Here is a 23614-nt window from a genome sequence, read left to right on the forward strand (position 1 = left end):
TATGATCGTTTTGGCGTTGGCCGTGCTTGGGGCAATCGTGGGGGGCGTGACGGCCCGCAAGCGCAATGGAAGCCGGGCGGATATCGCCCAATATGCCGCCGGATACGCGATTGCGTTTGCGTTGCTGGGAATGATCACGACACTGGCGGTTCACAGATTCATGGTTTGACGCGATGTTCCTACCCTTTTTCGAAAACCTCAGGAAAGCCGGTATTCCCGTATCCCTACGCGAATACCTGACTTTTCTCGAAGGGATGAAGCGGGGTCTGGCAACCTATGACGTCGAAGCGTTCTATTTTCTTGCCCGCACCTCGATGGTGAAGGACGAGCGCAACATCGACAAATTCGACCGCGCCTTTGCCGCCAGTTTCAAGGGGCTTGAAGAAATCGGATTCGAACAGGTGCTGGAGGCCGTGAATATCCCCGCCGACTGGCTGGCGAAGATGGCCGAGAAACATCTGAGCGACGAGGAAATGGCCGAGATCGAAGCACTTGGCGGGTTCGAAAAGCTGATGGAGACGCTGAGCGAGCGTCTCAAGGAACAGCAGGGCCGCCATCAGGGCGGCAACAAATGGATCGGCACGGCGGGAACTTCGCCTTTTGGCGCTTATGGTTACAATCCCGAAGGTGTGCGGATCGGGCAAAAGGAAAGCCGCCATCAGCGCGCCGTCAAGGTCTGGGACAAGCGCGAGTTCCGCAATCTTGACGACACGGTCGAACTGGGCACCCGCAACATCAAGGTGGCGCTCAAACGCCTGCGCCGCTGGGCGCGCGAAGGTGCGGCGATGGAGCTTGACCTCAACGGCACCATCCGCGCCACCGCCGAACACGGCTATCTCGACGTCAAGGAACGCCCCGAACGCCATAATGCGGTCAAGGTGATCCTGTTTCTGGATGTGGGCGGCTCAATGGACCCGCATATCAAAGTCGTGGAAGAGCTGTTCTCGGCCGCCCGCGCCGAGTTCAAGCATCTGGAATATTACTATTTCCACAACTGCCTTTATGAAGGGGTCTGGCGTGACAACCGCCGCCGCTGGGACCAGCAGACCCCCACCCATGAGGTACTGCGCACCTATGGGCCGGATTATAAATGCATCTTTGTTGGTGACGCATCGATGAGCCCCTACGAGATCGCGTATCCGGGCGGTGCGAACGAGCATTGGAATCAGGAGGCCGGGCAGGTCTGGCTGGAACGTGCCCGCGAACAATGGTCATCGAACCTGTGGATCAATCCGGTACCTGAAAAATACTGGGACTACACCCATTCCATCGGCATGGTCCGCGAGATTTTTCAGGATCGCATGGTGCCAATGACGCTGGCCGGGTTGGAACAGGGGATGCGTGAACTGACCCGCTGATCGCCGCCAAGGATTTACTGATCGATTCTCAAGCTCTCCAGCAGCGACGGCACCCCCGAACCGGATTCGGGAAGCTCGATATCCAAAAGTACCTCTCGTCTTGCCGGGATCTCTCCGTTTCGTCCGGAAAACAGCACCATGCGATGCGGGCGATGTGTCGTTTCCAGATAGAGGTAGGTCGGCTGGCTGTTCTGATAGTTGCCGGTCACCATTTCCGCATCAAGCCGGAATTCCAGCTGGCGATTGCTGTTGGCCGCCTCGACCACGGCACGCGCTTGTTCCTCGGTCACCGGAATTTCGGTGACCTGCGGAAAAAACGTGTTGCTCATGCTGAAGCTTATCGGCAGCGTCTGGAAATTCTGATTATGGGCGTTGAAGTTCTGAACCGGCAGAACTTTTCTCACCGGATCATAATTTCCAATCTGCAGGGACCCGCCAAAGGTCATCATGGTGGGGCCGCGGGTATCACCGAATTCGGCCAAAATCTGCTCTGCGGTTTTTCGCGGTTGCGCACCGCTGTTTACATATGACTGAGCCATGAATTCGGCGGCAGCGTCGCTGTCGGTCAAGGTTCCGACCGCGCGCACGAAATCCTCACCGCCGGAAATCGCTTGCCGCAGATACTCCGCCACCTGATCTGCCTTTGCCTGACGTTCCGCCAGAGCAGGGGTGTAGTCAAACAGGATCTGCGTCAGCCCCGCGTCGGCAAAAAGGGCGATCTGTTTCAGTTCTGTGTTTTGCGCCGCCGGTTGATAGGAACCATGTTGTTCGAGCGAGGGCGGCAAATCAGGCGTGATCTGTGCGAAAATCGCCAGATACAGGCGATTGTCGTTTCGCTGGCGCAAATAGTCATCCAATTGCCGGGCCTGATCAACGCTGGCGACGAGTTCATTCGGCAGCACGATCCCGTCAAATGCGTTTGACACCTGCATGGTTCTCCAGCGGGGCGCATTGTAACCGCGTAATTGTTCGCCGTTCAGCGGGAAAGAGCCCGTGTTGAAATCATATTCTCCGAGCTGCATGGGAACCGAATGGTACACATTGATCGGGCCCGTCTGGCGGCGCGTGTCCAACCCCTGCGCCAACTGTGTGCGCACGCGGTTCGCCAGATCCCGGCGCTCGAACACGGACCATTGGTGGACCCGCTTGTTGGCCAGCGGTCCCTGAAATTGCTGATACTCAACCGGCGTCAACATGCGTTCCGCGATCTCGACGGCCAATTCGTCGTTCTGAACGATCTCGGGCCGTTCGGCGAATGCGCGCGCGGCCAGAGCGCGCGACCAGATATCGTCATGATTGAGTGGCACATATCCGCGAACCGATTTCACCGGCCCGAATACGCCCGCGAATTGTTCGAAGCCTAGTCCCGGCTTGATCGAAGGTTTTGCCGTTTGGGCCTTTTTCGGCTTTTCCGGAACAGGTGCTTTCTGCCCGGTCTGCTCAGCCGCAGTTTCTGCGGCCTCGGGTTCTTCGGGCGGATCCAGTTGCCACCCATCCTTTCGATGCACCGTGAAGGAATAGCGCACGCCACGGTCCTCGCCCGCAACTGACAGCATCTCGACCTCGGGGCAGCTTTGCGCCAGCCCTTTTGCCATCTGAGATACGATCCGGTTCACCTGTGTACGATCCTTGGCAAACAGCGTAGCCGCCGAACCTTCGAGTTTGAATTCGGGCGGCTCGGAACACTCTATCGACGATGGCGCGGACAGCGTCAGTTCCCCTTCCGAGATTTCGATGCGCTCCTGCGCCGGCGATATCGTCGCTGAAAATACCAATATTGAAAGAGCTGTTCCGCCCCTGCACCAAGAACCCATAACCGTTTTCCCAAGAAATTGTTTTCTTTGATTGTGCGGGCGAGCCTCTGTTTGTCAAGAATTTGGATTTCGCTATGGCCCGGTCGCCAATTGGACCGCTTGCCGGATCGGCCCGTCTGCCCCATATCTAACCCATGCTTCGTGTTACTCCGATCCTGCTGGCCCTGCTTTATGCCATTGTGATGTACCGGATTTCGGTCTGGCGCACGCATCGGGAACTGGATGCCAAATCGACCGAGCTTGCCGATCCGGCCCTGAAGAGGATGACTGACCGGTTGGCCGCCGCGCTCGATCTGGCGCGGATTCCGGTCTACATCTACGAAATCGACCCGGTAAACGGGCTTGCGGCTCCCGACGGACGGATATTTATCACCCGCGGCTTCTATCGCAAGTTCGGCACCGGAGAAGTGTCGGCCGAGGAAATGGCAAGCGTCATCGCGCATGAACTGGGGCACGTCGCCCTCGGTCACGCAAGGCGGCGGATGATCGATTTTTCCGGCCAGAATGCCCTGCGAACCGTGTTGATCATTTTTTTGAACCGCTTCGTTCCCCTGATCGGTGTATGGATCGCCAATGGCCTGACTGCTTTGCTGGCCTCGCGCCTGTCCCGGGCAGATGAGTATGAAGCGGATGAATATGCCGCCGCGTTGCTGACCAAAGCCGGGATCGGGATCGGACCGCAGAAATCGCTGTTTCGCAAACTCGAAGACCTGACCCAGCAGCGCGCGGGCGTGACGCCCGCATGGCTGATGAGCCACCCCAAGACCGACGAGCGGATCGCTGCGCTGGAAAAACTTGAGCAGCGCTGGGAAACGATTGGCTGAGGCTCAGCCGTTCATATCATCGGAAACAAACTCAGGCAGAAGACGCAAGCGCCTTGCCCAGCCTCGGAAGGCGCGCCTTTTTCATAAGCCCTCGCAATGTCCATTGATCGCCGGAAAGACGATTGGCCTCGGCCAGAACCCGGCTGGCCACCTCTGACAGACCTTCCGGATCGTCGCACCAGAACCCGTGCAACAACGCATCGGGGTCGATCCGGTCCAGCCCTTCCTCGGCAAGGATATGCTTTGGAAAATCGCGGGCATTGACGGTGACGATGGCATCGGCGGACCCCGAAACCGCGACGGCCAGCACGTGGATATCGGCGCTATCCGGCAGCCATAGCCGCTTTTCCACCCCCGGTGCCGGTGGCAGTTCCGAATGCGGCCAGGCCGCCCGGGTCAAGGCGATTTCGCCTCGTGCCTGTGTCTCGCCCCCGGGACCCAGCTTGCGTGCTGCCCGCGCCCATTCTTCGAGAATGCGGGCAGACCAGAGCGGTGTGAAATGGCCAAGGCCGGCGGCGCCGAGCAGCATCTCGCGCATGACCGTGGGGTAGATCACGCAAGTGTCGAGGACAGCCTTCACAGTCTGAAAAACACCGCTTTGAGGTAGCCGCTTTCGGCCAATTGCGGCAATTGCGGGTGATCCGGTCCGGCAAAGCCCGTATGAATCAGTTGCGCCTGCCGTCCGGCCCGACCAACCCCACGCGCCGAGGCATCCCGGAAACGGCTCAGATCGGCGGCATGAGAGCAGGAGCACAGGCCCAGATAGCCCCCCGGCGCGACCAGCGGCGCCGCCAGCCGCGCGACACGCTCATAGGCGCGCAGACCAGCATCAAGGGCCTGTTTCGACGGCGCGAACGCAGGCGGATCGCATATCACCACATCGAATTGAGCGCCTTCTTCGCCCAAGGCCGTCAGAACCTCGAACGCATCGCCCTGCCGGGTCGAGAATCTGTCGCCAAATCCGGATGCCTCGGCCCCCGCAACGGCCAGATCCAGCGCAGCGGCCGAGCCGTCGATCGACAGCGCCCGCGCGGCACCACCTGCCAGCATGGCATGGGCGAAACCGCCAACATGGCTGAAAACATCCAGAACCCGCGCCTGCGGATGCACAAGCCGGGCGGCAAAGGCGTGATTCAGACGCTGATCGTAGAACAGGCCGGTTTTCTGACCCCCTGTCAGATCGGCCATATACGTCGCCCCGTTCATAGGTACAGGCAACGGGTCGACGGGGGTCTGTCCACGCAGGGTAACGCTGATATCGTCCAGCCCTTCAAGCCCGCGCGTCCGCCCCGAGGCGTTCTTGAGCACGGTCGAGACACCAGTCACGTTCACCAGCGCATCGGTCAGCAGATCCAGATGCGCTTCGGCCCAGGCAGCGTTGGGCTGGATCACGCAGACATCGCCGAACCGGTCGATGATCACCCCCGGAAACCTGTCGGCTTCGGCATGGACGAGCCGGTAATACGGCGCGTCGAACAAACGCTCGCGCAAGGCCAGCGCGTGGCCCAGCCGAGCCTCGAACCAAGCGGTATCCAGCACCGCGTCAATATTGCGGTCCAGCACCCGGCACATGATCTTGGAATTCGGATTGACCGCGACCAGCGCGACAGGCGCCCGCTTGTCATCTTCGAGAACCGCAAGCGCGCCCGCCGCGATCTTTCGTGTGCGCCGGTCGGTGACGATGTCGTTCGCATAGACCCAGGGAAACCCGTGCCGCATTCCACGGGCATTGGCCTTGGGTTTGAGACGGATTCGCGGTCGGTCGGATCTGATTGAAGGCGCTGTCATGTGCGCCGTCATAATTCGGTTGCGCGCAAGGCGAAAGCCCCCTCGTCAGCCCTGCCCCCGCGGGCGGGACTTCCATCCGCCGCGCCGACGTGGAGCCTTTGCCGCAGTCAACCCATCGCTCAGGACCTGGGTCATCGGGTGATCCGGCGTGTCCGGGGAATATGCCGCATGCAATTCCCGCAGTGCCTGAGCCTGGTCAAGATCGACCGGCAGGCTGAGCGCCCAGTCCAGAAAGATGCTGCGGCACTCGGGCATGGTGATGCCTTCGATGCGATAGGCTTCGCGGATCAGCCCCTTGGGGTCATTCGGATCGTTGCTGCGGGGCATCGATATCCTTTCCGATTGCGGTTTCGATCAGCGACGCTGCTGACTCATAGCTCTGTTCCAGCGCGGCCTGAAGCGCTTCGACCTGCTCGAAACCGGTGGCGCGGCACAGGAACGCCGCCCCGCCCTCACCGATCTTGTCGGTCTCGATCGCCTTGCCGGACAGCAGCCGCGTCGCCGTTTGCACCGACCAGCATAGGCCATAGCTGTCTTTCAGAGATCGGGCATCTGCGACATCGAGCAGACCGGCAGCGACGGCACCATCAAGACCGGCCTGGACATCCCTTTCAATAACTCCGGCCAGAAGCGCTCCGGTCTCGGCCATCAGTTCGATGTCCAGCAGCCGGCCCGACCCGGTTTTCGCGTCCCAAATTCCGGTTGGAGATTTCGCTTCGGCCAGCCGCGCCCGCATCTCGGCGACTTCGCGCAGGATTTTCCGGCGGTCCTTGGGTTGCGATATGAGCCCGGCCCGAAATTGCTCGATTTCACGGCACAGTCTGTTGTCTCCGGTCACGGCACGTGCGCGGGTCAGAGCCAGATGTTCCCATACCCAGGCCTCGTTCTGTTGATAGTTCTTGAAACTGGTGAGGCTCGTGGCCACGGGCCCCTGATTGCCCGATGGGCGCAGGCGCATGTCGACCTCGTACAACCGGCCCTGGGACATCGGAGCGGACATGGCCGTGATTAGCGCCTGTGTCAGCCGGGCATAATAAGTTCGGGTCGCCAGTGGGCGCGGACCGTCCGAAAAATCCTGATCCAGCGGGTCATATACGACAATCATGTCCAGATCGGATTGCGAGTGGATGCGGCTTGCCCCTAACGATCCCATACCCAGCACCGCCAGCCCTCGCCCCGGTGCCGGGCCATGCTTGACCGCGAATTGCGACATGACGAATGGCAGGATTGACGCGATCACGGCGTCGGCCAGATCGGCATATTGACCCCCGGCAGTGGCACTGTCGATCAGGCCGCGCAGATGATGGACACCGATCCGGAAATGCCACTCCTTGGTCCAGCGGCGCGCCATGTCTAGCTGGGTTTCATAGTCGTCTTCTGCAGCCAGCGCGGCGCTCAATTCCGCCTGCAAGGCCGCCTGCCCCGGCCAGTCGGCAAAGAAATCGCCGCCAATCACCGCGTCGAAGACGGAAGAGTTACGCGACAGATGCCCAGCCAGGGCATGGGAGGTGCCCACTATATCGACAAGCAGGTCGATCAACTGGGGATTGGCATCGAACAGCGAAAAAAGCTGTACTCCGGCCGGCAGACCCGACAGGAAGCCATCGAGCGCCATGAGCGCCTCGTCGGGCTTTGCCGTTCTGGACAGGCGGGTCAGAATCTCCGGCTTCAGTCGTTCGAATATCCGCGCGCCCCGTTGCGACCGCAGCGCCGGATAAGTGGGCCAGCGCGCCAGAATACCGGCGTCGAATTCAAACGCCTCAACCGGCGTCGGCGCCACGCCGGGACCGGGCGCAAAAAATCCCTCGGTCAACTCATGCACCTCGGTCAACCGGTGCGTTAGTTCGCCGATCAGCTCGCCGCGATCCATCCCCATCAAACAGGCGATCCGTTCAATTCCATCTTCCGATTGCGGCACCTTGTGTGTCTGCGCGTCGTGAACCATCTGTATGCGGTGCTCAACCTCGCGGTGGGCGCGGTAGTGATCGGTCAGTTTGTTCGCCACATCCTCCGGTATCCATTCCTTGGCCGCCAGCGCCGCCAGTCCCTCGACCGTTCCCCGCACCCGCAGATCGCGGTCGCGCCCACCGGCGATCAACTGTCGTGTCTGGGTGAAAAACTCGATTTCCCGTATGCCGCCCCGCCCCAGCTTCATGTCATGGCCAGGGATGGAGAACGCGCCGCCCGTGCCCTTGTTTTCGCGGATTCGCAGGCGCATGTCATGAGCGTCCTGAATGGCGGCGAAATCCAGATGCCGCCGCCACACGAAGGGACGCAGAGTTTCCAGAAACCGCTCTCCAGCCGCAATGTCCCCGGCGCAGGGACGCGCTTTGATATAGGCGGCGCGTTCCCAGGTTCGCCCCAGGCTTTCATAGTAGCGTTCCGCCGCCTCCATCGCCACGCATACGGGCGTGACAGCAGGGTCAGGCCGCAACCGCAGATCGGTTCGGAAAACATATCCGTCTGCCGTCTTTTCGCTGAGCACCGCGCAAAAATTACGCGTTGCCCGCACCATGTTCTGACGCGCTTCGAAAAAATCGTCAGGGTCGAACCGGGTTTCGTCAAAAAGCACGATCAGGTCGATGTCAGAACTGTAGTTGAGCTCATGCGCGCCCATTTTTCCCATTGCCAGAATGACCATGCCGGCAGCGGTCTCAACATCGTCCTCGGTCATGCCTGGCAACCTGTTGCGTCGGATCAGAGCCGCGATTTCCGCCTTGGCGGCCACATCGGCGGCCAGAGCGCCAAAATCGGTCAGCGCCGCGGTCACCTTCGCAAGCGGCCATGCACCGGACAGGTCCGCCAGCGCGGTCAGCAATGCCAGCCTACCCTTGGCCTGCCGCAATCCCGATTTCAGCTGATCCGGAGGCAAGGCACGGGCATCCCGAGCAATGTCGGCCAAAGCGGCATCGGGATCTGCCAGAGCCGGCGCAATCCAGTCGGCCTCGCGATCGATCAGGTTTTTGAGATAGGGACTTGTTCCGGCGGCCCCCGCAATCAGGGCACCCTGATCGGGTGTCAAACCCGGAACAGCGGCGCGAGCCTCGTCCCCCAAGGACGGATCGAACGGGCGCGGCAGGCGGGAAATGGCAAGTGCATCGGTCATGCGCGCAGGTTGCGCATCGAGCTGCGGTCAGGTCAATGGGACAAACAGGTCGGGCAGTCCTGTCTAGTTGACCGGAGTGTCCTGACTGAACGTATTGATCCATCGCCCGGCGCGATTTTCCCACAAGGAAGAAATCAGCATCGCCTCGCGTGCCGATGCCTCTGGCCGCCGATAATCGGCTCGATAGGACAACAGCACTGCATCGTCGGTCAGGATACGCAAACGAACTTCGCTAAGATGGAATTCAGCCATTGTCGGGGCGGCCGCGAACTGCCCGACATGTTCTTCCTTTGTGGCGAACCCCGTTGGATAGACACCGGTGAAATCGTCGCTAAGCAGTTCACGATCCGCTTTGGCGTCGCCGTCGACCAGAGCCTGCCAAACTTTCTTTTCCAGCAAAAGGATTTGGTCCACTATCGGACCGGTGCACAATTCACGACTTTCCATGCGTGCAGGATGCGCAGCGGATCTTGATCGGTCAACAGGGACAAAACATGAGCAAAAGCCTCAAACGCGTGCGAGCGGCTTTGGAACAGGCCGGTTTGGCAATCGATATCCGTGAAACCGAAAATGCCCGGACGGCACAGGACGCCGCCGACGCAGTGGGCTGTGCTTTGGATCAGATCGTAAAGTCGATCATTTTTCGGGGCGGACAATCCGGTGCGGCCATTCTTTTTCTTACTGCCGGAGGGAACACGGTCAGTCCCGAAAAGGCCGAGGCAGCCGCCGGAGAGAACCTTGGCAAGGCGGATGCCGGTTTGGTTCGCTCGCAAACCGGATTTGCAATTGGCGGCGTGGCCCCGATTGGCCATTTGCCCCCGATCAGGGCGTTTTTCGACCCGCGTCTGAAAGACTTCGACTCTGTCTGGGCCGCAGCAGGCACGCCACGCCATGTGTTTCAGATCATGCCCGACGCACTGCTTGGCGTCACCGGGGCCGAGTTGGTCGATTTCACGGTCTAGCCTTGCCCCATTTAAAGAAGCTGTGGCCTTTCGGATTTGGCTCGTTTGGCAGCTCAGACACGCCCCTTGCGGGTAGAAAGCAACAGGTTGGTTTCCGACCGCGTGACCCCGTCCATGCGCCGGATGGTGAAAATGACCTCGTCCAGCTCCTCAAGTGTCCGGGTGCCGATCTCGGCGATCAGATCCCAGGTGCCGTTGGTCGAATGAACCGCCCGCACCTGCCGCATTGCCGAGACCCGTGACATGATCCGTTCGGTTCCCCGCCCCTCGATCCCCAGCATCATCAAGCCGCGGACCGGGCTTTGCGCCACGTCCTGACGCGTAAGGACGGTAAAGCCCACGATTTCGCCCGATTGCTTGAGCCTTTGCAGCCGGGTCCGAATCGTGGTGCGGGTAACGCCCAGATGCTCGGCCAGTTCCGACAGTGACGCGCGCGCGTCCCGATGCAGTGCGTTCAAAAGGCGACTATCCAGATCGTCCATTTCCATATTCCATTGTGAGTGGATTGGTTCCATTTTGAGCAATTTGGTCTCTTCCGGCAAGACCGCTTCGGGCACAAAATCAGGGTATGGAAAACAACGATCTCTTGCTGTTGGGCGTTCCGATGGACGCGGGGAAACGACGCCAGGGCTGCCGGATGGGGCCCGACGCCTATCGCGTGGCGGGAATTGAGCCGGCGCTTTCAGATTTGGGACACCGCGTGATCGACCTGGGCGATATCGCGCCGGATTCGGTCGAGACACCCGAACACGAACATCTGTTCGCGCTGCCCGAATGCGTGGGCTGGACACAGGCTCTGTCGCGCGCGGTGTTGAACGCGGCCGCACGGGGCATTCCGGTCTTCATGGGGGGCGATCATGCCTTGTCGATGGGAACCGTCGCGGGAATGGCAACCCATGCAAAAGCCGAGGGGCGACCGCTGTTCGTGTTGTGGCTTGATGCTCACAGCGACTTTCACACGCCTGACAGCACCGGCAGCGGCAATCTGCACGGCACGCCTGTCGCCTATTTCACCGGACAGCCGGGTTTCGAGGCCTTCCCTGCCCTCGCCGCCCCGGTTCCGACCGACAGGGTTGGCATGATCGGGTTGCGCTCGGTCGATCCGCACGAACGTGCGGCGCTGGAAAAGGACAACGCATTTCTTGTGGACATGCGCAGCATCGACGAGCACGGCATCAGGACGCCGCTGATGGCGTTTCTGGACCGCGTGCGCACCTCCAACGGCGTTTTGCACGTCTCGCTGGATGTTGATTTCCTGGAACCCGCCATCGCTCCAGCTGTCGGCACGACGGTTCCCGGCGGGGCAACCGAACGCGAGGCGCATCTGGTGATGGAGTTGCTGCACGAAAGCGGCCTGGTCCGATCGCTGGATCTGGTGGAATTGAACCCATTTCTCGACGAACGCGGCCGCACCGCGAAACTGATGGTCGATCTGGCCGCCTCGCTGATGGGGCGCCGTATCTTCGACCGCCCGACACGGAGTTTCTGATGCTGTCCCTGCAAGCCCCTTCCGCCGTGGTGATGATCCGGCCGCACGCCTTTGCCTCGAACCCCGAAACCCGCGACGACAACGCGTTCCAGACGCTGGCCAACCGCTCGGCCGCCGCCACCTCGGCCGCCGCGCGGGATGAGCATGACCGCGCCGTGGAACAACTGCGCGGGGCCGGTGTGACCGTGCACGTCTTTGACGATCACGGCGATCGCGACACCCCCGACAGCGTATTCCCCAACAACTGGTTCTCGACCCATCCGGGCGGGCATGTGGCGATCTATCCGATGTTCGTACCGTCGCGGCGGCGCGAGCGGCGCGCGGACGTGATCGAGATGCTGAAACAGGATTACCGGGTTCAGGACGTGATCGACTATTCCGGGCTGGAACAGGACGATCTGGCGCTGGAAGGCACCGGAGCCATGGTGCTCGATCACGTGGGCCGCATCGCCTATACGGTCAAATCCCACCGCGCCGATCCGGTGCTGCTGGAGCGCTTCTGCACCCATTTCAACTATGAACCCATCGCGTTCGAGGCGCGCGACGCGCAGGGCCGCGACGTCTATCACACCAATGTCCTGATGGGGATCGGCACCAACTATGCGATGATCTGTCTGGACATGATCACCGAGCCTGAGCGGCGCGCGACGATCCGAACCCGGCTGGAAGAGACCGGACGCAAAGTCATCGACCTGACACATGATCAGATCGCGGAATTTGCCGGAAACGCAATCGAGCTGACCGGGCGCGACGGCCTGGTTCTGGCGCTCTCTGCCCGCGCGCTTGACGCGCTGACGCGGGACCAGATCGCCATCATCGAGGCCAGCGCCAAGCCGCTGCCGCTCTCGATTCCCACCATCGAAACCGCCGGCGGATCGGTCCGCTGCATGATCGCCGGCATTCACCTTGCCCGCCGATAGGAGTGCGTGATGCAACCTTCTGACAAGGCCCTCGTGCCCTTCGTATCCGTCGACAACATGATGCGCCTGATCCACCATGTGGGGGTCGAGCGGATGATCACCGAGATCGCTGACCAGATCGAAGCCGATTTCAAACGCTGGGAGAGTTTCGACAAGACGCCCCGTATTCCGGCCCATTCGCCGCACGGGGTCATCGAACTGATGCCGACCTCGGATGGCGAGGCCTATGGGTTCAAATACGTCAACGGTCATCCCAAGAACACGTCCGAGGGGTTGCAGACGGTAACGGCGTTTGGTCTGTTGGCCGATGTCTATACCGGCTATCCGATTCTGCTGACCGAAATGACCATACTGACGGCGCTGCGCACGGCGGCCACCTCGGCGCTGGTGGGAAAATACCTTGCGCCCAGGGGATCCAAAACCATGGCGATGATCGGCAACGGGGCGCAGTCCGAGTTCCAGTGTCTCGCCTTCAAAGCCCTTTGCGGCATCGACACAGTCCGCCTTTATGACATTGACGCGAACGCCACTGCGAAATGCGCGGCCAATCTGGCTGGCAAGGGATTGACCATCGTTCCCTGCAGCACAGCCGAAGATGCCATCGAAGGCGCGCAGATCATCACCACCTGCACCGCCGACAAGAAATACGCCACTATCCTGACCGACAACATGATCGGACCGGGCGTTCACATCAACGCAATCGGCGGCGATTGTCCGGGCAAGACAGAACTGCACCGCGATATCCTGCTGCGGTCAGACATTTTCGTGGAATACCCGGAGCAGACCCGGATCGAAGGTGAAATACAGGCGCTGGCGCCCGATCATCCCGTCACCGAAATGTGGCAAGTGATCACCGGTCAGGCGACAGGACGGCGGGATGAACGCCAGATCACCCTGTTCGACAGCGTGGGATTCGCCATCGAGGATTTCTCGGCCCTGCGCTATGTCAAATCCGCCATCGGGGGCACGAATTTCTATGAACCGCTGGATATGCTGGCCGACCCTGACGATCCCCGGGACCTGTTCGGGATGCTGATGCGGGCGGAAAACTAAAGGTCTGCGTACGACAAATTTGTACCGGGCGAGCCATTCTGCCCGGTCTTTTCGTTGGCGCAACATTCAGGCGTTCACATGCATTGGGTGAATTGAAGTGCAATCTGTGCTATCCTCACACGTACTGATTGTTTCAATTCGATGGCGGATTTTGCCATGCATGATCTTCTCGCAACGCTTCGCGCGCAGGCTCCGGATATCGGCGCACCTCTGATTGTCGAACTGGTCTTTGACACCGAGGCCAGCGCTCAGGACGTACAAGCCCGGATCGAACAAGCGCTGCCGGGCGCCGGGGCCGATGTGGAAACCGCTTTCGGCGCCGATACGGACCAGTTCTTTTTTGCCGAGTTTTCCAACACTGATGTAACAGGTCAGGAACCGGCAGCCTTTGCCTTTGCGCGTCAATTACGCGCGGCCCTGGAAGCAGTCGAAGTTAATCCTGTTCTGCCCGAGAGCCTTTTTGGAGCCGTGGCGATCGGGGCGGTCACGACCGAGGCGGGGCTGTTCTCATGTTCGACGCCGCGCAGCAGCGCACAGACCTTCGGCTGGGTCCACAAGCTGATCCGCACACCCTTGGCCTGGCAGCACAGCCGCGGCGCGGGATCGACGGTTGCGGTAATCGACACCGGCTATTCCACTCATGGAGAGCTTGAAGGCGCGCTGGATCTGACCCATCAGATCAATTTCGTCGAGGGTGGCACGGATGCGTCCGACCGTTTCAGCGACAGTCTGTTGCAGCATCCGGGGCACGGCACCCTTGTCACATCGGTGGTCGCCTCGCGCGGCGGCGCCAACATGGATGGCAAGACTAGCGGGCCGGGGGCGATTACGGGTTCGGCACCAGACGCAAAGATTATGCCGGTCCGGGCAATCAAATCCGTGGTCAATTTCGAACAGCGCACCCTGCCCAAAGCGATCGCTCATGCCATCAACAACGGCGCGGATGTGATCGCGATGGCGCAAGGCGGCCCGGTGCGCGTGTCGTCCACCGAAAAAGCGCTGCGAATGGCGGTGGAGCGCGGACTGGTAGTGATCTGCGCCGCCGGCAACTGCTGGCCGGACGTGATCTTTCCGGCGGCCTATTCCGATTTCGGTCTGGCCACGGCGCTGGCCGCCGTTGGGCCGGATCTCAAACCCTGGGCACGAACCGGACGCGGACCGCAGGTGACGCTGTCGGCACCCGGAGTGCATGTGTGGGGAGCGGCAAAGAACAAGGCCATCGATCATGACTGGGGCATCAAGGCAGCGCAGGGAACGACGCTCGCGACCTCGTTGACGGCTGGCGTTGCCGCCCTTTGGGTTGCAAGGCATGGCGGTCGGGCCGCGCTGCGCGCCAGGGCCGCCGCCGCAGGAACAACCGTTCAGGCCATGTGGATGGCCTGCGCCACGCACGGCCTCAGCAAGCCTTCCGCCTGGAACGGGGCCACGGATCTCGGGGCTGGCATTCTCGACGCGAAATCCGCGCTGGATGCCCCCTTGCCGCAATCGGCAACCGGGCACGAAGCGGTGGCCGCCTCTGACCTGGGCAAGACGGGCGTGGAAAGCAGCGCGAATGTGCTTTTGGGACAGCTCGCCAATACCGATCCGGCTGCCGCGGCCGAGTTCACGGCGGACCTTGCGGACTATGCCTCGGAAATGCTGTGGTTGCGATACCGCGCCGGAGCCCGCAAACGCGCCGAGGCGATGCTGGACGAAGAAAGCCCGGTTCCCCGCGATACGACCGCCCAGGATCTGTCGGACGCCCTGTCCGGCAAGCCCGCCCTGACCGCTGCAATCGGCGCGGGTTAGGCGTGCCCATGGCCGGAGCGGAAACACTGACGGCCGTTCAGCTGCAACCCTTGTTGCAGGATCACCCGAACACGGTGAACCAGACCGTGGAAGAGGTGTTCCAGTCAGCGGGGCACATCGGTGACATCGACACGTTCCGGCTGGTAGCTCAGTCCATGCCCGGCACCGCATTGGCGGGGTTGATCGTGGGGCGGCTGGTGGACAAGGAACTGATGAACCGTTTCATCGCCGCCTTGCGCAGTCGCGGGCTGGAGCCGCTTCCATTGCCGGACGAACCGACGGATCAGGTGGAGCACGTACCGATCAACGGGGGCGATCTGGCCGCTGCCGACGCGGACGATCTGGACATAGACCGGATCGGCGAATTCGCCAGCGGCGCCAAGGCATTTCGGTGCCGGGTTCTGAAGCACGATCAGGTTCTCGGCAGCGGTGCATTAATCTCCCCGCGCCTGATCCTGACTTCCGCCCATGTGGTCGGCGCTTTCGTGCCGGACGCAGCCAGCGAAATCGATCCGAACACGATCTCGGACGTCAGCGTGCTTTTGTCCGATGGCAGCAGGCACAAGGCCCGGGCGGTCTGGATCGCCCCTTGTCTCGACAGCGAAAGGAACGGCGTTCTTCCCGATGACGGCGATGCAATCGCCATGTGCGACGCGGTTCTGTTGCGCATCCGAACACCGCTCGGGCGCACGCTGGGGCATATGTCGTTGCCGAGTGCACCGCCGGACTGGCTTGGCACCGAAAGTTTTGTTCTGATCCATTTCCCGGACGGCGTGGAAAAGGGAATCGCCGTCGGAAAACTCAAACGCGACCGCCTGGACGAACCGCGCCACCTGCACAGCATCAAGACGGATGGCGGATCTTCCGGAGGCGCGGGTTTTGACCGCGGGTTCAACTTCATCGGCCTGCACCAGGGAAAGTGGAACAATGTCCGGCGTTTGGTGCCGTTTCAGCATTTCGCCGCCAACGACGATTTCTGCGCCCAGGTCAAGCTGGATTGCCCGCCCCGCCGGCTGTGGTCTCTCAGCGACGATCTGGACGGTCACTTCGTGATCGGGCGGAACAATTTCTTTGACGCGCTGACCTCAATTCTGGACAGGCAGGACAAGAATCTTCGCGGCATCTGGATCAAGCGCACCAAAATCGCCGAACGGCAGGGGCTGAATTTCAGCTTCAGCCTGTTGGAAAGGTTTCTCGAAATTCAGGGCGGAAGGCATCGCGTTGTACGAATGCAGGCCGGATATGAAAAAAGCGACCTGACCGACAGCTTCAATCGCCGCACGCTGGGCGGCATCGTGCCGGTGGCGGCACAGCCTGGCGTCGCAGCGGACGAAACCACCGACACTGCGCATGAAGACGACCGAATCCGGGCCGTTGTGTCGGAGCTGAGCCGGCTTGCAGTGGAAAAGGAAGAAACCGTCTGGATCTACTTCGACAATCCCGATAGCGGCCTGATCGACCGGACACGATATCAGTTGGAGCATCTGATCGAAGAGGTTCTGGATGCACCGAACCTGCGACTGATCCTGTCGGGATTTGAAACCTATGACCTGCGCGCTCGGGCCCTGTCGCATCTGGATGACGTGGCGACCGATCCGCGCCCGGCGCTCTTTGTTGACTATATCCGCCCATTCCTGCGCAAGGATGTTAGGGAATGCGTCAGGCTGATGGTCAGAACACTGGCGCTGAGGTGGACGCCGGACGTGTGCGAGCACATTGTAGGCATTGCCCTGCAAGGAATTCCGACGGAAATGAACCGCTTTTCCATTTCCAATCTTCCTCTTGTCGCCGAACGGTTGCGTGCAGAAGCCAGAAAAGATCAGGGAGCAGACGATGCAGGCTGATCCCCAAACCCTTGATGTGCTGGAAAAACTCCGCTGGGTCGCGGCGGTGTCCGGTGCGTTCAATCCGGTCTCGACCCTGTTGAAGATCGGCGGCGAGAAAATCGCGGCGGACCCGAACCGCATGCTGGATGTTGTCAGCCTTCTGCGCCCGGACTGCACGGTCGAAAGGGACGATTCCCAGGATCTCTGGACCATGCGCAACAGCGTGCGCCACGAGGTATTGGCCAGCCCGTCCCCCTTTGCCCCCGGAACCGAATATTCCGACGCGCCGACCGATGTGGAACTGGCCCTGTCCGGGGCGGACCGTTATTCGCCCGGCGCAATTTCCGACCTGATCGCGGAGGCCAGCAAACCGCAGCCGATGTTGGATCTGATCAAGGTTCTGGACAGGGCCGGGCCGCAGGCGCCGGGATTTTCGCAGGTCTCGGCCCTGAGGGGGGCGGTCAATAAGTTGCTTCAGGCCCGCGCCAACGATCAGGCGCTGGCGGGCGGATTTTTCGGTCGCGAGGCCGAACTGGCCAAGATAGAACGCTGGATGGCGTCTCCTGAGCGATGGATCAGAACAAACGACCACCCCGGCAGGCAGGCTTCTGCCACATTGCGCACATTGCACGTTTCCGGGCTGCCAGGGATCGGCAAATCCTATTTATTGGAGCGCATTATTCAGATGGCGCGTCAGCGGGGCATGGTGATCCTGCGTCTGGATTTCGACCGTTCATCGCTGAACGTGCAGGACGATCACGCCCTGTTCGACGAGATTTCACGGCAGATCGGCAATGGCCTGCCGCATACTGCCCGGCTATTGCGTGAGGCGCGGTTCAATCGCGCCGAAACGCTGGCCGATACGGAAAACCTGTCGCGGCGCGGGCGGTCGCGCGAGATCATGCAGGCGATCCGAAGCGCCTTGTCCGGCTTCGATGGCACCATCCTGATCCTGCTTGATACGCTGGAGGTTCTGCGGCAACGCGCGGATTCGCGCATCGTACGGCTGTTCGAGCATCTCGACCGGCTGGCGGAATTTGCCGGATGCCCGATCTGCGTGATCTCTGCCGGGCGCAAAGAGTCCATCCTTCCGGCGCAATCGCGGGTGGACCCGGACAGCATCGATCTGATCGGGCTGGAAGACCCGGTGGCCGATACCATGCTGGCACAGCGCGGCGTTGCAGCAACCGAGCGCGCGACGATACTTGATATGGCGCAGGGTATTCCGTTGCGCCTCGTGCTGGCCAGCAAGTCGCTCGAATTGGGTGCCCATCCCGACCAGCATGTGCCGGACGATGCCAGGGGCCGGAAGATCGAAGGATATCTTTATCGTGCCATTCTCAGCAGGGTACCGCGAAATCTGCGCGACGTGGCGCTCAAGGGGCTGATCCTGCAGCGGATCAACGCGGACGCCCTGCGCGAGGTGGTCGCCCCGGTTCTCGAGCTTGAAATTAGCAAAAAAGAAGCGGGAGACATCCTGACGGAACTTGGCCGCCATCACTGGCTGGTCCGTCGCGACGGGCCGTGGGTTTTTCACCGCAGCGACCTAAGGGCGGCCACGCTGGACCTGATCTATGACGAATTCCCGGACATCGCACGCGAGATCGACCAAAAGGCCGCGGATTGGTTCCAGGGGGTCAGCCGCGTCGCCGCACTTTATCACCGGCTTCAGATGTGTCGCGATCCCAAGGTTGAACTGCCGCAGATCAGTCGCGTTTTGGCCGAAGAGTTCACCGGCCACATGCTCGCGGAATTGCCCGCGCGCGCCGGTGACGCGGTGCGTCAGGCCAAACGGGAACGGTCCGATTTCGGCCGGCAGGATCAAATCCCCCAGGAAGAGGCCGATCTGTACGAATTGGAAGACTTCGCCCCTCTGCTGGAGAAGGAATTCGGCGGTGACTTCTGGAGCGGCGCGGCACCCGCCCCGTCGGAAACCAGACATGCGCAGCCGCAGCTTGCGTTCGATCCCCAGCAAAAGCGGGCGATCTATGTCAAACCCCGCGACGCAGACCTGACCTTTCCGGTGGATGACCGGGCGGTCAGGGATGTCGAGATCATGCTGGAAAAAGGCGAGTTGCGCGAGATCCCGGGCATCATGCAAAGCGCCTTTCCCAAACGTTTTGAACTGGCCAGCGACGCGGGGGTGATCACGATGGCCCATGCATGGCGCAGCGGGCAATGGACGCTGGCAAACCAGATCCTGCGGGCCTTGCCGATGCCGTTTTGGGAGGATGCCCTGAAACGCGCGAGCCCACCTTTGACGCGTCTTCTGCTGGAGATCTGGGCCGAGTTCCGATTTGAAAAATGCCTTGGCTGGCTGCGAGCCGCCGACCGCTACGAAGTGCTGGGCAAATGCGCGAACATGCGACAGTCTTCGATGCTTACGGGCTGTGCATTGGATTTCATGCTTTTGTCGGTTCGCGAAATCACGGCTTTTCCATGGGTCACGGACGAAACCCGGGCCCTGATTTTCCCGTTCCTGACGGAGGGCAATGAAGAACTGGCCTGGCGCGCTTTGGATCGCGCAGATCGATTGCGCGCCAATCTTGGCGTTCAGCAGACTCTGGATACCGGCAGTGGCGGGCTGTCTCCGGAAACCCAGGGACGCAGGATTGCGCCGCTCAATCCCTATGCGACGCCGCTGGTCGAATTCGTGCGCTTCGATCAGATGTCCGACCGCGAGGGCGCGCGCCTTCATAGCGAACTGGCCAGCCTGCGAGAGTTGTACGGAGAAATCGGCGATCTTGCGGCACCCGACCTTCAGGGTCTGAATGACATTTCGTCAGGCCTGTCTTCCTATGCTTCGGACGCGGCAGAGGCGCTTGCAAATGCGGGGCTGGCTGCCGAGACGCTCGGCGGATACGCCTTTTTCCGGCCTGACAGAGATCTGCCCGCGCTCGCCGATGCGGCGGAACGGTGGCGGCGGACGGTGAATGGCCTTTGGTCCTATGGCGCCGTGCCGCCCGACGATTGGGTCTCGGATATCCCCGTCGATCATCAGGCCCTTGCCCTGACAGAACATCTGCAAATCCCTGATCGCGCCGAAGCATTGTTGTGGCTGCTAGCCCCCCGCGACCGGTATGGCGTGCAGGCCCGGCGCCGTTTGCGGCGGCCCTATCTCAATGCGCTCGCCAAGGGGCACGGTGAGCGGATCGAAATTCTGAAGCTGCTGCAAAGGGATGGATTGCCGCTGATTCAGGCGGCGACGCTGACCGTTTTTGCCGTGCATGAGGTTACACCCGAAACCATATTCCGCTGATATTTCGGATAAGGAGACTTGCAATGACCAACCGCGCCGAACAGGAAAGCCTGAACCGTCTGGAAGGGCTCAGGAACAGTTGGGATTTCGACAAGATCAAGCAGGCCATCGACAATGGGTCTCCGGTTCTGAAAGAGCTGGGTCTCGTTGCCGACAGCGCGGCGAAGGAGATGATCGACAGCACGCCGCCGCAACTTGAGGCCGCCGGGCACTCGAACCTGATGCTGGAAGCAATCGTGCGCGCGGTCGGCCGCCCACCACTGCTGATCAAGAACGGCGCGGTCGAAGGGAAAACCCAATTGGGTGGCGATTTCGCCCCGGGTACAGACATCAAGATTACCAACATCGAACCGATGATCCCCTCGATTGGCCGCATCGAATTTCGCAACCACGACATGGCTTGGGGCGGCACCGGCTGGGTCATCGAAGAAGAGGACGGCGGAAGCCTGCTGATCGTGACCAACCGGCACGTGGCCAAGATCGTCGCGCGCCGGACGTTTCTGGGCGATGGTGTGTTCAAGTTCGGCCCCGGCAATATCCTGTACGGTGCCGCCATCGATTTTCTGGAAGAAGTCGGCACTGGCGGCGACGGGTCAAAGACCGTTCCCATCCGCAAATTCACCTACATTGCCGATGACATCTCGGCAGATGTGGCATTGGCACGGATTGACAAGCCGGATGTCGCCAGTGGTATCGACCTCGCCCCTCTGCCACGTGCGGAAAATGACGCAGGCGATGGCGAAATGATTGCGGTGATCGGTTATCCGGCCTCGGATTCACGGAACAACGCCGCGCAGATGGAGCGCTATTTCAAGGGGCTTTACGACGTCAAACGCTTTGCTCCGGGTTTTGCCAGCATGGCCGACAGCAGTTCGCGGCTGGGCCATGACGCAACGACATTGGGTGGCAATTCGGGCAGCCCGGTCATCAGCCTGGACAGCGGCAAGCTGGTGGGGTTGCATTTCGCGGGCCGCTTTGGTGTCGGCAACAGCGCGGTACGGGTCAGCACCCTGAGCGCCCTGCTGGATCAGGGCGTTGCCGGAAACGTGCATGGCGGTGCTGCGATTCCGTCCGAAGCTCCGTCCGGTCATGACCTCAACCACTTTGCAGGGCGCGAAGGATATGATCCGGATTTTCTGCAGGTGGTTCCGGTGCCGTTGCCCAAGCTCAACGCGCAAATTCCCTTGAGCACGCCAAGCGACGCGACCCCCGAACGCCCGCACGAGTTGCGGTATCAGCATTTCGGAGTGCTTTACAGTTCCGCGTTGAAAGGCCCGGCGCTGACCGCGCTGAACATCGACGGGGAACAGACCATCCGGATCAAGCGGAAATCCACGACATGGCGCAAGGATCTGCGCGTTCCGGCCAATCAGCAACTCGACGCCGAAGCCTATGGGCACGCCGATATCGACCGGGGGCACCTGGTGCGCCGCGCCGCCGCCAACTGGGGCGAAAATCGCGAAACGGCAGAGCGGGCCGACAAGGACACATTCCACTATACGGTTTGCAGCCCGCAACACCGGCTTTTGAACCGGAATTCCGAACTGTGGCTGGGGTTGGAGGATTTCATCCTCGACAACGTGCGCACTCACGGCTTTCGCGCGAACGTGTTCAGCGGCCCGATCATATCCGGCACAGAGCCTCTTCTAGGCAACACCGGCGCGCCGGTCCCGCTGGAATTCTTCAAGGTGGTCACGATGCTGGCCGAAGCGCCCGAAGAGGGCGGCATCCTGCGCCTGCACGCGACGGCGTATATCCTGTCCCAGGGCCAGCTGATCCACCGGATGTTGTCCGAGCGCGGGCGCGTCGAAGCGGTCGAAGGGTTCGAATTCGGCGAATTCAAAACCTTTCAGGTTCGGATCAGGGATCTGGAACATGCGACCGGGCACGATTTCGGTCTGCTGCGAGATTTCGACCCCTTGGGCAAAGTGGACGAGACCGAAGCCGGAGAAAGCGTCGCGATTACCGTTTGGGATTACGAGAATATCCGGTTGTAGACAGGGACGTTGACCGCCCCTGCCCTAGCCGGCCAAAGACGGCAGGAAAAGCACGATGCCCGGAAACGCGACCAGCAGAGCGATGGTTGCCGCATCGGCCACGAAAAACGGCGCGACGCCCCGGAACACGTCTTGTACGCTCAGATCCGGCCGCACCCCCGCAACCACGAAACAGTTCAGGCCGATGGGCGGCGTGATCAGGCAGAATTCAGCCATCTTTACTACCAGGATACCGAACCATATCGCGCACATTGGTCCGGACATGCCAAAGGTGCTTTCCGCGGCGCTGACCGCTTCGCCGCCATTCAGCGCCATGACCGCCGGATAGACAACCGGCAGCGTCAGCAGCAGCATGCCAATGGCATCCATGAACATGCCCAATACTGCGTAGGCCAGCAGGATGCAGATCAGGATCAGCATCGGCGACATCGACAGCGAAGTGATCCAGTCGGAAAACGCGCCGGGCAGATCGGCGAAGCCTAGAAACCTTACATAGATCAGAACGCCCCAGATGATCGAAAAGATCATCGCGGTCAGTTTGGCGGTTTCAAGCAGCGCCGATTTCAGCTGTTCCCACCGCATTCCGTGAATCAGCGCAAAGCAGAAGACGATGAACGCACCGATGGCACCGCCCTCGGTTGGTGTACCCCAGGCCTGGTCTCCGAACGGGTTGTAGACGAAGCAGATGATGATCAGGATCACCGCGACGATGGGCATCGCAGCTGGCAGCGCGGCGAACCGCTGGCGCCAGGTAAAACCGGTCACCGGCGGGCCTACGGATTTGAAGCACAGCGCGATACCGATGATCAGGGTGCCATAGATCACCGCCGAGAATGCGCCGGGGATGAACCCGGCCAACAGTAGCTTGCCCACATCCTGTTCAACGATGATGGCATAGATCACCAGAATGGCCGACGGTGGAATCAACGAGGCCAGCGTGCCGCCCGCCGCCACAACCCCCGCTGCGAAGCGTTTGTTGTAGCCGATATTCAGCATCTCGGGGATGGCGATGCGGGCAAACACGGCCGAGGTGGCGACAGATGCACCGGACACTGCCGCGAACCCTGCCGTCGCGAACACGGTCGACACCGCAAGGCCGCCCGGCACCCAGGCAATCCAACGCTTGGCCGCCTCGAACATGGCGCGGGTCAGTCCGGCGTAATAGGCGAGATACCCGATCAGGATGAAGGTCGGGATCAGGCTGAGCGTGTGCGAGGCGACCTTGGAGTGAGGCACCTGCCCCGCCGTCTTGACCGCGACCGTGAGCGCTTTGCCGAACCGGTCCGGATCATATCCGAACTTGGCCCAGAATATCCAGACGAGCCCAACCAGCCCCGCCAGCCCCGCGGCAAAGGCCACACGCATGCCCGTCACCACCATGACCAGCAAAAAGCCGGTGACCCAAAGGCCGATTTCGATGGAATCCATGC

The 23614-nt window shown here is 61.1% G+C and carries 19 protein-coding genes; 11 read left to right on the forward strand and 8 right to left on the reverse strand.

The window, feature by feature from the left end:
• Window position 1 precedes the first annotated feature (1 nt).
• Together ACR0AO_RS06115 and ACR0AO_RS06120 are read left to right on the forward strand one after the other, a co-directional pair.
• A complete protein-coding gene (locus ACR0AO_RS06115; RefSeq protein ID WP_480601209.1) occupies window positions 2–169 on the forward strand; it encodes an apolipoprotein acyltransferase in 168 nt (55 codons plus the stop codon).
• A gap of 4 nt (window positions 170–173) precedes the next feature.
• Window positions 174–1358: a vWA domain-containing protein gene (locus ACR0AO_RS06120; protein ID WP_480601211.1), complete on the forward strand. Its 1185-nt coding sequence runs from the start codon at window positions 174–176 to the stop codon at window positions 1356–1358.
• A 14-nt stretch (window positions 1359–1372) separates the two neighbouring features.
• Here ACR0AO_RS06120 and ACR0AO_RS06125 read toward each other — a convergent pair whose 3' ends face one another.
• Window positions 1373–3133 (reverse strand): hypothetical protein, encoded by a 1761-nt coding sequence (locus ACR0AO_RS06125; RefSeq protein ID WP_480601213.1) that lies wholly within the window; start codon window positions 3131–3133, stop codon window positions 1373–1375.
• 173 nt (window positions 3134–3306) lie between these two features.
• On the opposite strand from ACR0AO_RS06125, the gene ACR0AO_RS06130 reads away from it, so the two are divergent.
• Window positions 3307–3996: a M48 family metallopeptidase gene (locus ACR0AO_RS06130; protein ID WP_480601215.1), complete on the forward strand. Its 690-nt coding sequence runs from the start codon at window positions 3307–3309 to the stop codon at window positions 3994–3996.
• Between the two features lie 31 nt (window positions 3997–4027).
• Here ACR0AO_RS06130 and ACR0AO_RS06135 read toward each other — a convergent pair whose 3' ends face one another.
• From ACR0AO_RS06135 to ACR0AO_RS06155, 5 genes are all read right to left on the reverse strand, one after another.
• Window positions 4028–4576 carry an RSP_2648 family PIN domain-containing protein gene (locus ACR0AO_RS06135; RefSeq protein ID WP_480601217.1) on the reverse strand — a complete coding sequence of 183 codons (549 nt, stop codon included), beginning with the start codon at window positions 4574–4576 and terminating at the stop codon, window positions 4028–4030.
• Window positions 4573–5784: an RSP_2647 family RNA methyltransferase gene (locus ACR0AO_RS06140; RefSeq protein WP_480601219.1), complete on the reverse strand. Its 1212-nt coding sequence runs from the start codon at window positions 5782–5784 to the stop codon at window positions 4573–4575. Before ACR0AO_RS06140 ends, ACR0AO_RS06135 begins: the two co-directional genes overlap by 4 nt.
• 45 nt (window positions 5785–5829) lie before the next feature.
• Window positions 5830–6111, reverse strand: coding sequence for a hypothetical protein (locus ACR0AO_RS06145; RefSeq protein WP_480601222.1), 282 nt, complete (start codon window positions 6109–6111; stop codon window positions 5830–5832).
• Window positions 6086–8890 carry a [protein-PII] uridylyltransferase family protein gene (locus tag ACR0AO_RS06150; protein ID WP_480601224.1) on the reverse strand — a complete coding sequence of 935 codons (2805 nt, stop codon included), beginning with the start codon at window positions 8888–8890 and terminating at the stop codon, window positions 6086–6088. The genes ACR0AO_RS06145 and ACR0AO_RS06150 overlap by 26 nt, the downstream gene beginning before the upstream one ends.
• Window positions 8891–8953: 63 nt before the next feature.
• On the reverse strand, window positions 8954–9304 hold the full coding sequence (locus ACR0AO_RS06155; protein ID WP_480601226.1) for a DUF4440 domain-containing protein: 351 nt from the start codon (window positions 9302–9304) through the stop codon (window positions 8954–8956).
• Window positions 9305–9384: 80 nt separating this feature from the next.
• Between ACR0AO_RS06155 and ACR0AO_RS06160 the strand changes: the two genes are divergently transcribed.
• Window positions 9385–9852 (forward strand): YbaK/EbsC family protein, encoded by a 468-nt coding sequence (locus ACR0AO_RS06160; RefSeq protein ID WP_480601229.1) that lies wholly within the window; start codon window positions 9385–9387, stop codon window positions 9850–9852.
• 53 nt (window positions 9853–9905) lie between these two features.
• Here ACR0AO_RS06160 and ACR0AO_RS06165 read toward each other — a convergent pair whose 3' ends face one another.
• A complete protein-coding gene (locus ACR0AO_RS06165) occupies window positions 9906–10334 on the reverse strand; it encodes an Lrp/AsnC family transcriptional regulator (RefSeq protein ID WP_480601232.1) in 429 nt (142 codons plus the stop codon).
• 86 nt (window positions 10335–10420) lie between these two features.
• Between ACR0AO_RS06165 and rocF the strand changes: the two genes are divergently transcribed.
• The 7 genes from rocF to ACR0AO_RS06200 all read left to right on the forward strand — a co-directional run bounded on the left by rocF (window position 10421) and on the right by ACR0AO_RS06200 (window position 22184).
• Window positions 10421–11341 carry an arginase gene (gene rocF, locus ACR0AO_RS06170; protein ID WP_480601234.1) on the forward strand — a complete coding sequence of 307 codons (921 nt, stop codon included), beginning with the start codon at window positions 10421–10423 and terminating at the stop codon, window positions 11339–11341.
• Entirely contained in the window at window positions 11341–12261 is a 921-nt protein-coding gene (gene ctlX / locus ACR0AO_RS06175; protein WP_480601236.1) for a citrulline utilization hydrolase CtlX, read from the forward strand. Before rocF ends, ctlX begins: the two co-directional genes overlap by 1 nt.
• Before the next feature lie 6 nt (window positions 12262–12267).
• Entirely contained in the window at window positions 12268–13314 is a 1047-nt protein-coding gene (locus ACR0AO_RS06180) for an ornithine cyclodeaminase (RefSeq protein ID WP_480601238.1), read from the forward strand.
• 156 nt (window positions 13315–13470) lie between these two features.
• Window positions 13471–15102, forward strand: coding sequence for a S8 family serine peptidase (locus ACR0AO_RS06185; protein WP_480601240.1), 1632 nt, complete (start codon window positions 13471–13473; stop codon window positions 15100–15102).
• An 8-nt stretch (window positions 15103–15110) separates the two neighbouring features.
• Window positions 15111–16946, forward strand: a complete 1836-nt coding sequence (locus ACR0AO_RS06190; protein ID WP_480601242.1) for a trypsin-like serine peptidase — start codon at window positions 15111–15113, stop codon at window positions 16944–16946.
• A complete protein-coding gene (locus ACR0AO_RS06195) occupies window positions 16936–20187 on the forward strand; it encodes an ATP-binding protein (protein ID WP_480601244.1) in 3252 nt (1083 codons plus the stop codon). Before ACR0AO_RS06190 ends, ACR0AO_RS06195 begins: the two co-directional genes overlap by 11 nt.
• A 23-nt stretch (window positions 20188–20210) precedes the next feature.
• On the forward strand, window positions 20211–22184 hold the full coding sequence (locus ACR0AO_RS06200) for a DNA/RNA non-specific endonuclease (protein ID WP_480601247.1): 1974 nt from the start codon (window positions 20211–20213) through the stop codon (window positions 22182–22184).
• 24 nt (window positions 22185–22208) lie between these two features.
• On the opposite strand, the gene ACR0AO_RS06205 is transcribed toward ACR0AO_RS06200, so the two are convergent.
• A complete protein-coding gene (locus ACR0AO_RS06205; protein ID WP_480601249.1) occupies window positions 22209–23612 on the reverse strand; it encodes a TRAP transporter large permease in 1404 nt (467 codons plus the stop codon).
• Between the last annotated feature and the right edge of the window lie 2 nt (window positions 23613–23614).

This window comes from Ruegeria sp. AF8 (assembly GCF_056541825.1).

What these genes read in the sequence shown, in the direction of transcription:
- ACR0AO_RS06195 (WP_480601244.1), top strand. Translation starts at nt 16,936, where the DNA reads ATGCAGGCTGATCCCCAAACCCTTGATGTGCTGGAAAAACTCCGCTGG.
- ACR0AO_RS06165 (WP_480601232.1), bottom strand. Translation starts at nt 10,334, where the DNA reads ATGGACGATCTGGATAGTCGCCTTTTGAACGCACTGCATCGGGACGCG.
- ACR0AO_RS06185 (WP_480601240.1), top strand. Translation starts at nt 13,471, where the DNA reads ATGCATGATCTTCTCGCAACGCTTCGCGCGCAGGCTCCGGATATCGGC.
- ctlX (WP_480601236.1), top strand. Translation starts at nt 11,341, where the DNA reads ATGCTGTCCCTGCAAGCCCCTTCCGCCGTGGTGATGATCCGGCCGCAC.
- ACR0AO_RS06145 (WP_480601222.1), bottom strand. Translation starts at nt 6,111, where the DNA reads ATGCCCCGCAGCAACGATCCGAATGACCCCAAGGGGCTGATCCGCGAA.
- ACR0AO_RS06120 (WP_480601211.1), top strand. Translation starts at nt 174, where the DNA reads ATGTTCCTACCCTTTTTCGAAAACCTCAGGAAAGCCGGTATTCCCGTA.
- ACR0AO_RS06115 (WP_480601209.1), top strand. Translation starts at nt 2, where the DNA reads ATGATCGTTTTGGCGTTGGCCGTGCTTGGGGCAATCGTGGGGGGCGTG.
- ACR0AO_RS06205 (WP_480601249.1), bottom strand. Translation starts at nt 23,612, where the DNA reads ATGGATTCCATCGAAATCGGCCTTTGGGTCACCGGCTTTTTGCTGGTC.
- ACR0AO_RS06130 (WP_480601215.1), top strand. Translation starts at nt 3,307, where the DNA reads ATGCTTCGTGTTACTCCGATCCTGCTGGCCCTGCTTTATGCCATTGTG.
- ACR0AO_RS06150 (WP_480601224.1), bottom strand. Translation starts at nt 8,890, where the DNA reads ATGACCGATGCACTTGCCATTTCCCGCCTGCCGCGCCCGTTCGATCCG.
- ACR0AO_RS06140 (WP_480601219.1), bottom strand. Translation starts at nt 5,784, where the DNA reads ATGACAGCGCCTTCAATCAGATCCGACCGACCGCGAATCCGTCTCAAA.
- ACR0AO_RS06190 (WP_480601242.1), top strand. Translation starts at nt 15,111, where the DNA reads ATGGCCGGAGCGGAAACACTGACGGCCGTTCAGCTGCAACCCTTGTTG.
- rocF (WP_480601234.1), top strand. Translation starts at nt 10,421, where the DNA reads ATGGAAAACAACGATCTCTTGCTGTTGGGCGTTCCGATGGACGCGGGG.
- ACR0AO_RS06160 (WP_480601229.1), top strand. Translation starts at nt 9,385, where the DNA reads ATGAGCAAAAGCCTCAAACGCGTGCGAGCGGCTTTGGAACAGGCCGGT.
- ACR0AO_RS06200 (WP_480601247.1), top strand. Translation starts at nt 20,211, where the DNA reads ATGACCAACCGCGCCGAACAGGAAAGCCTGAACCGTCTGGAAGGGCTC.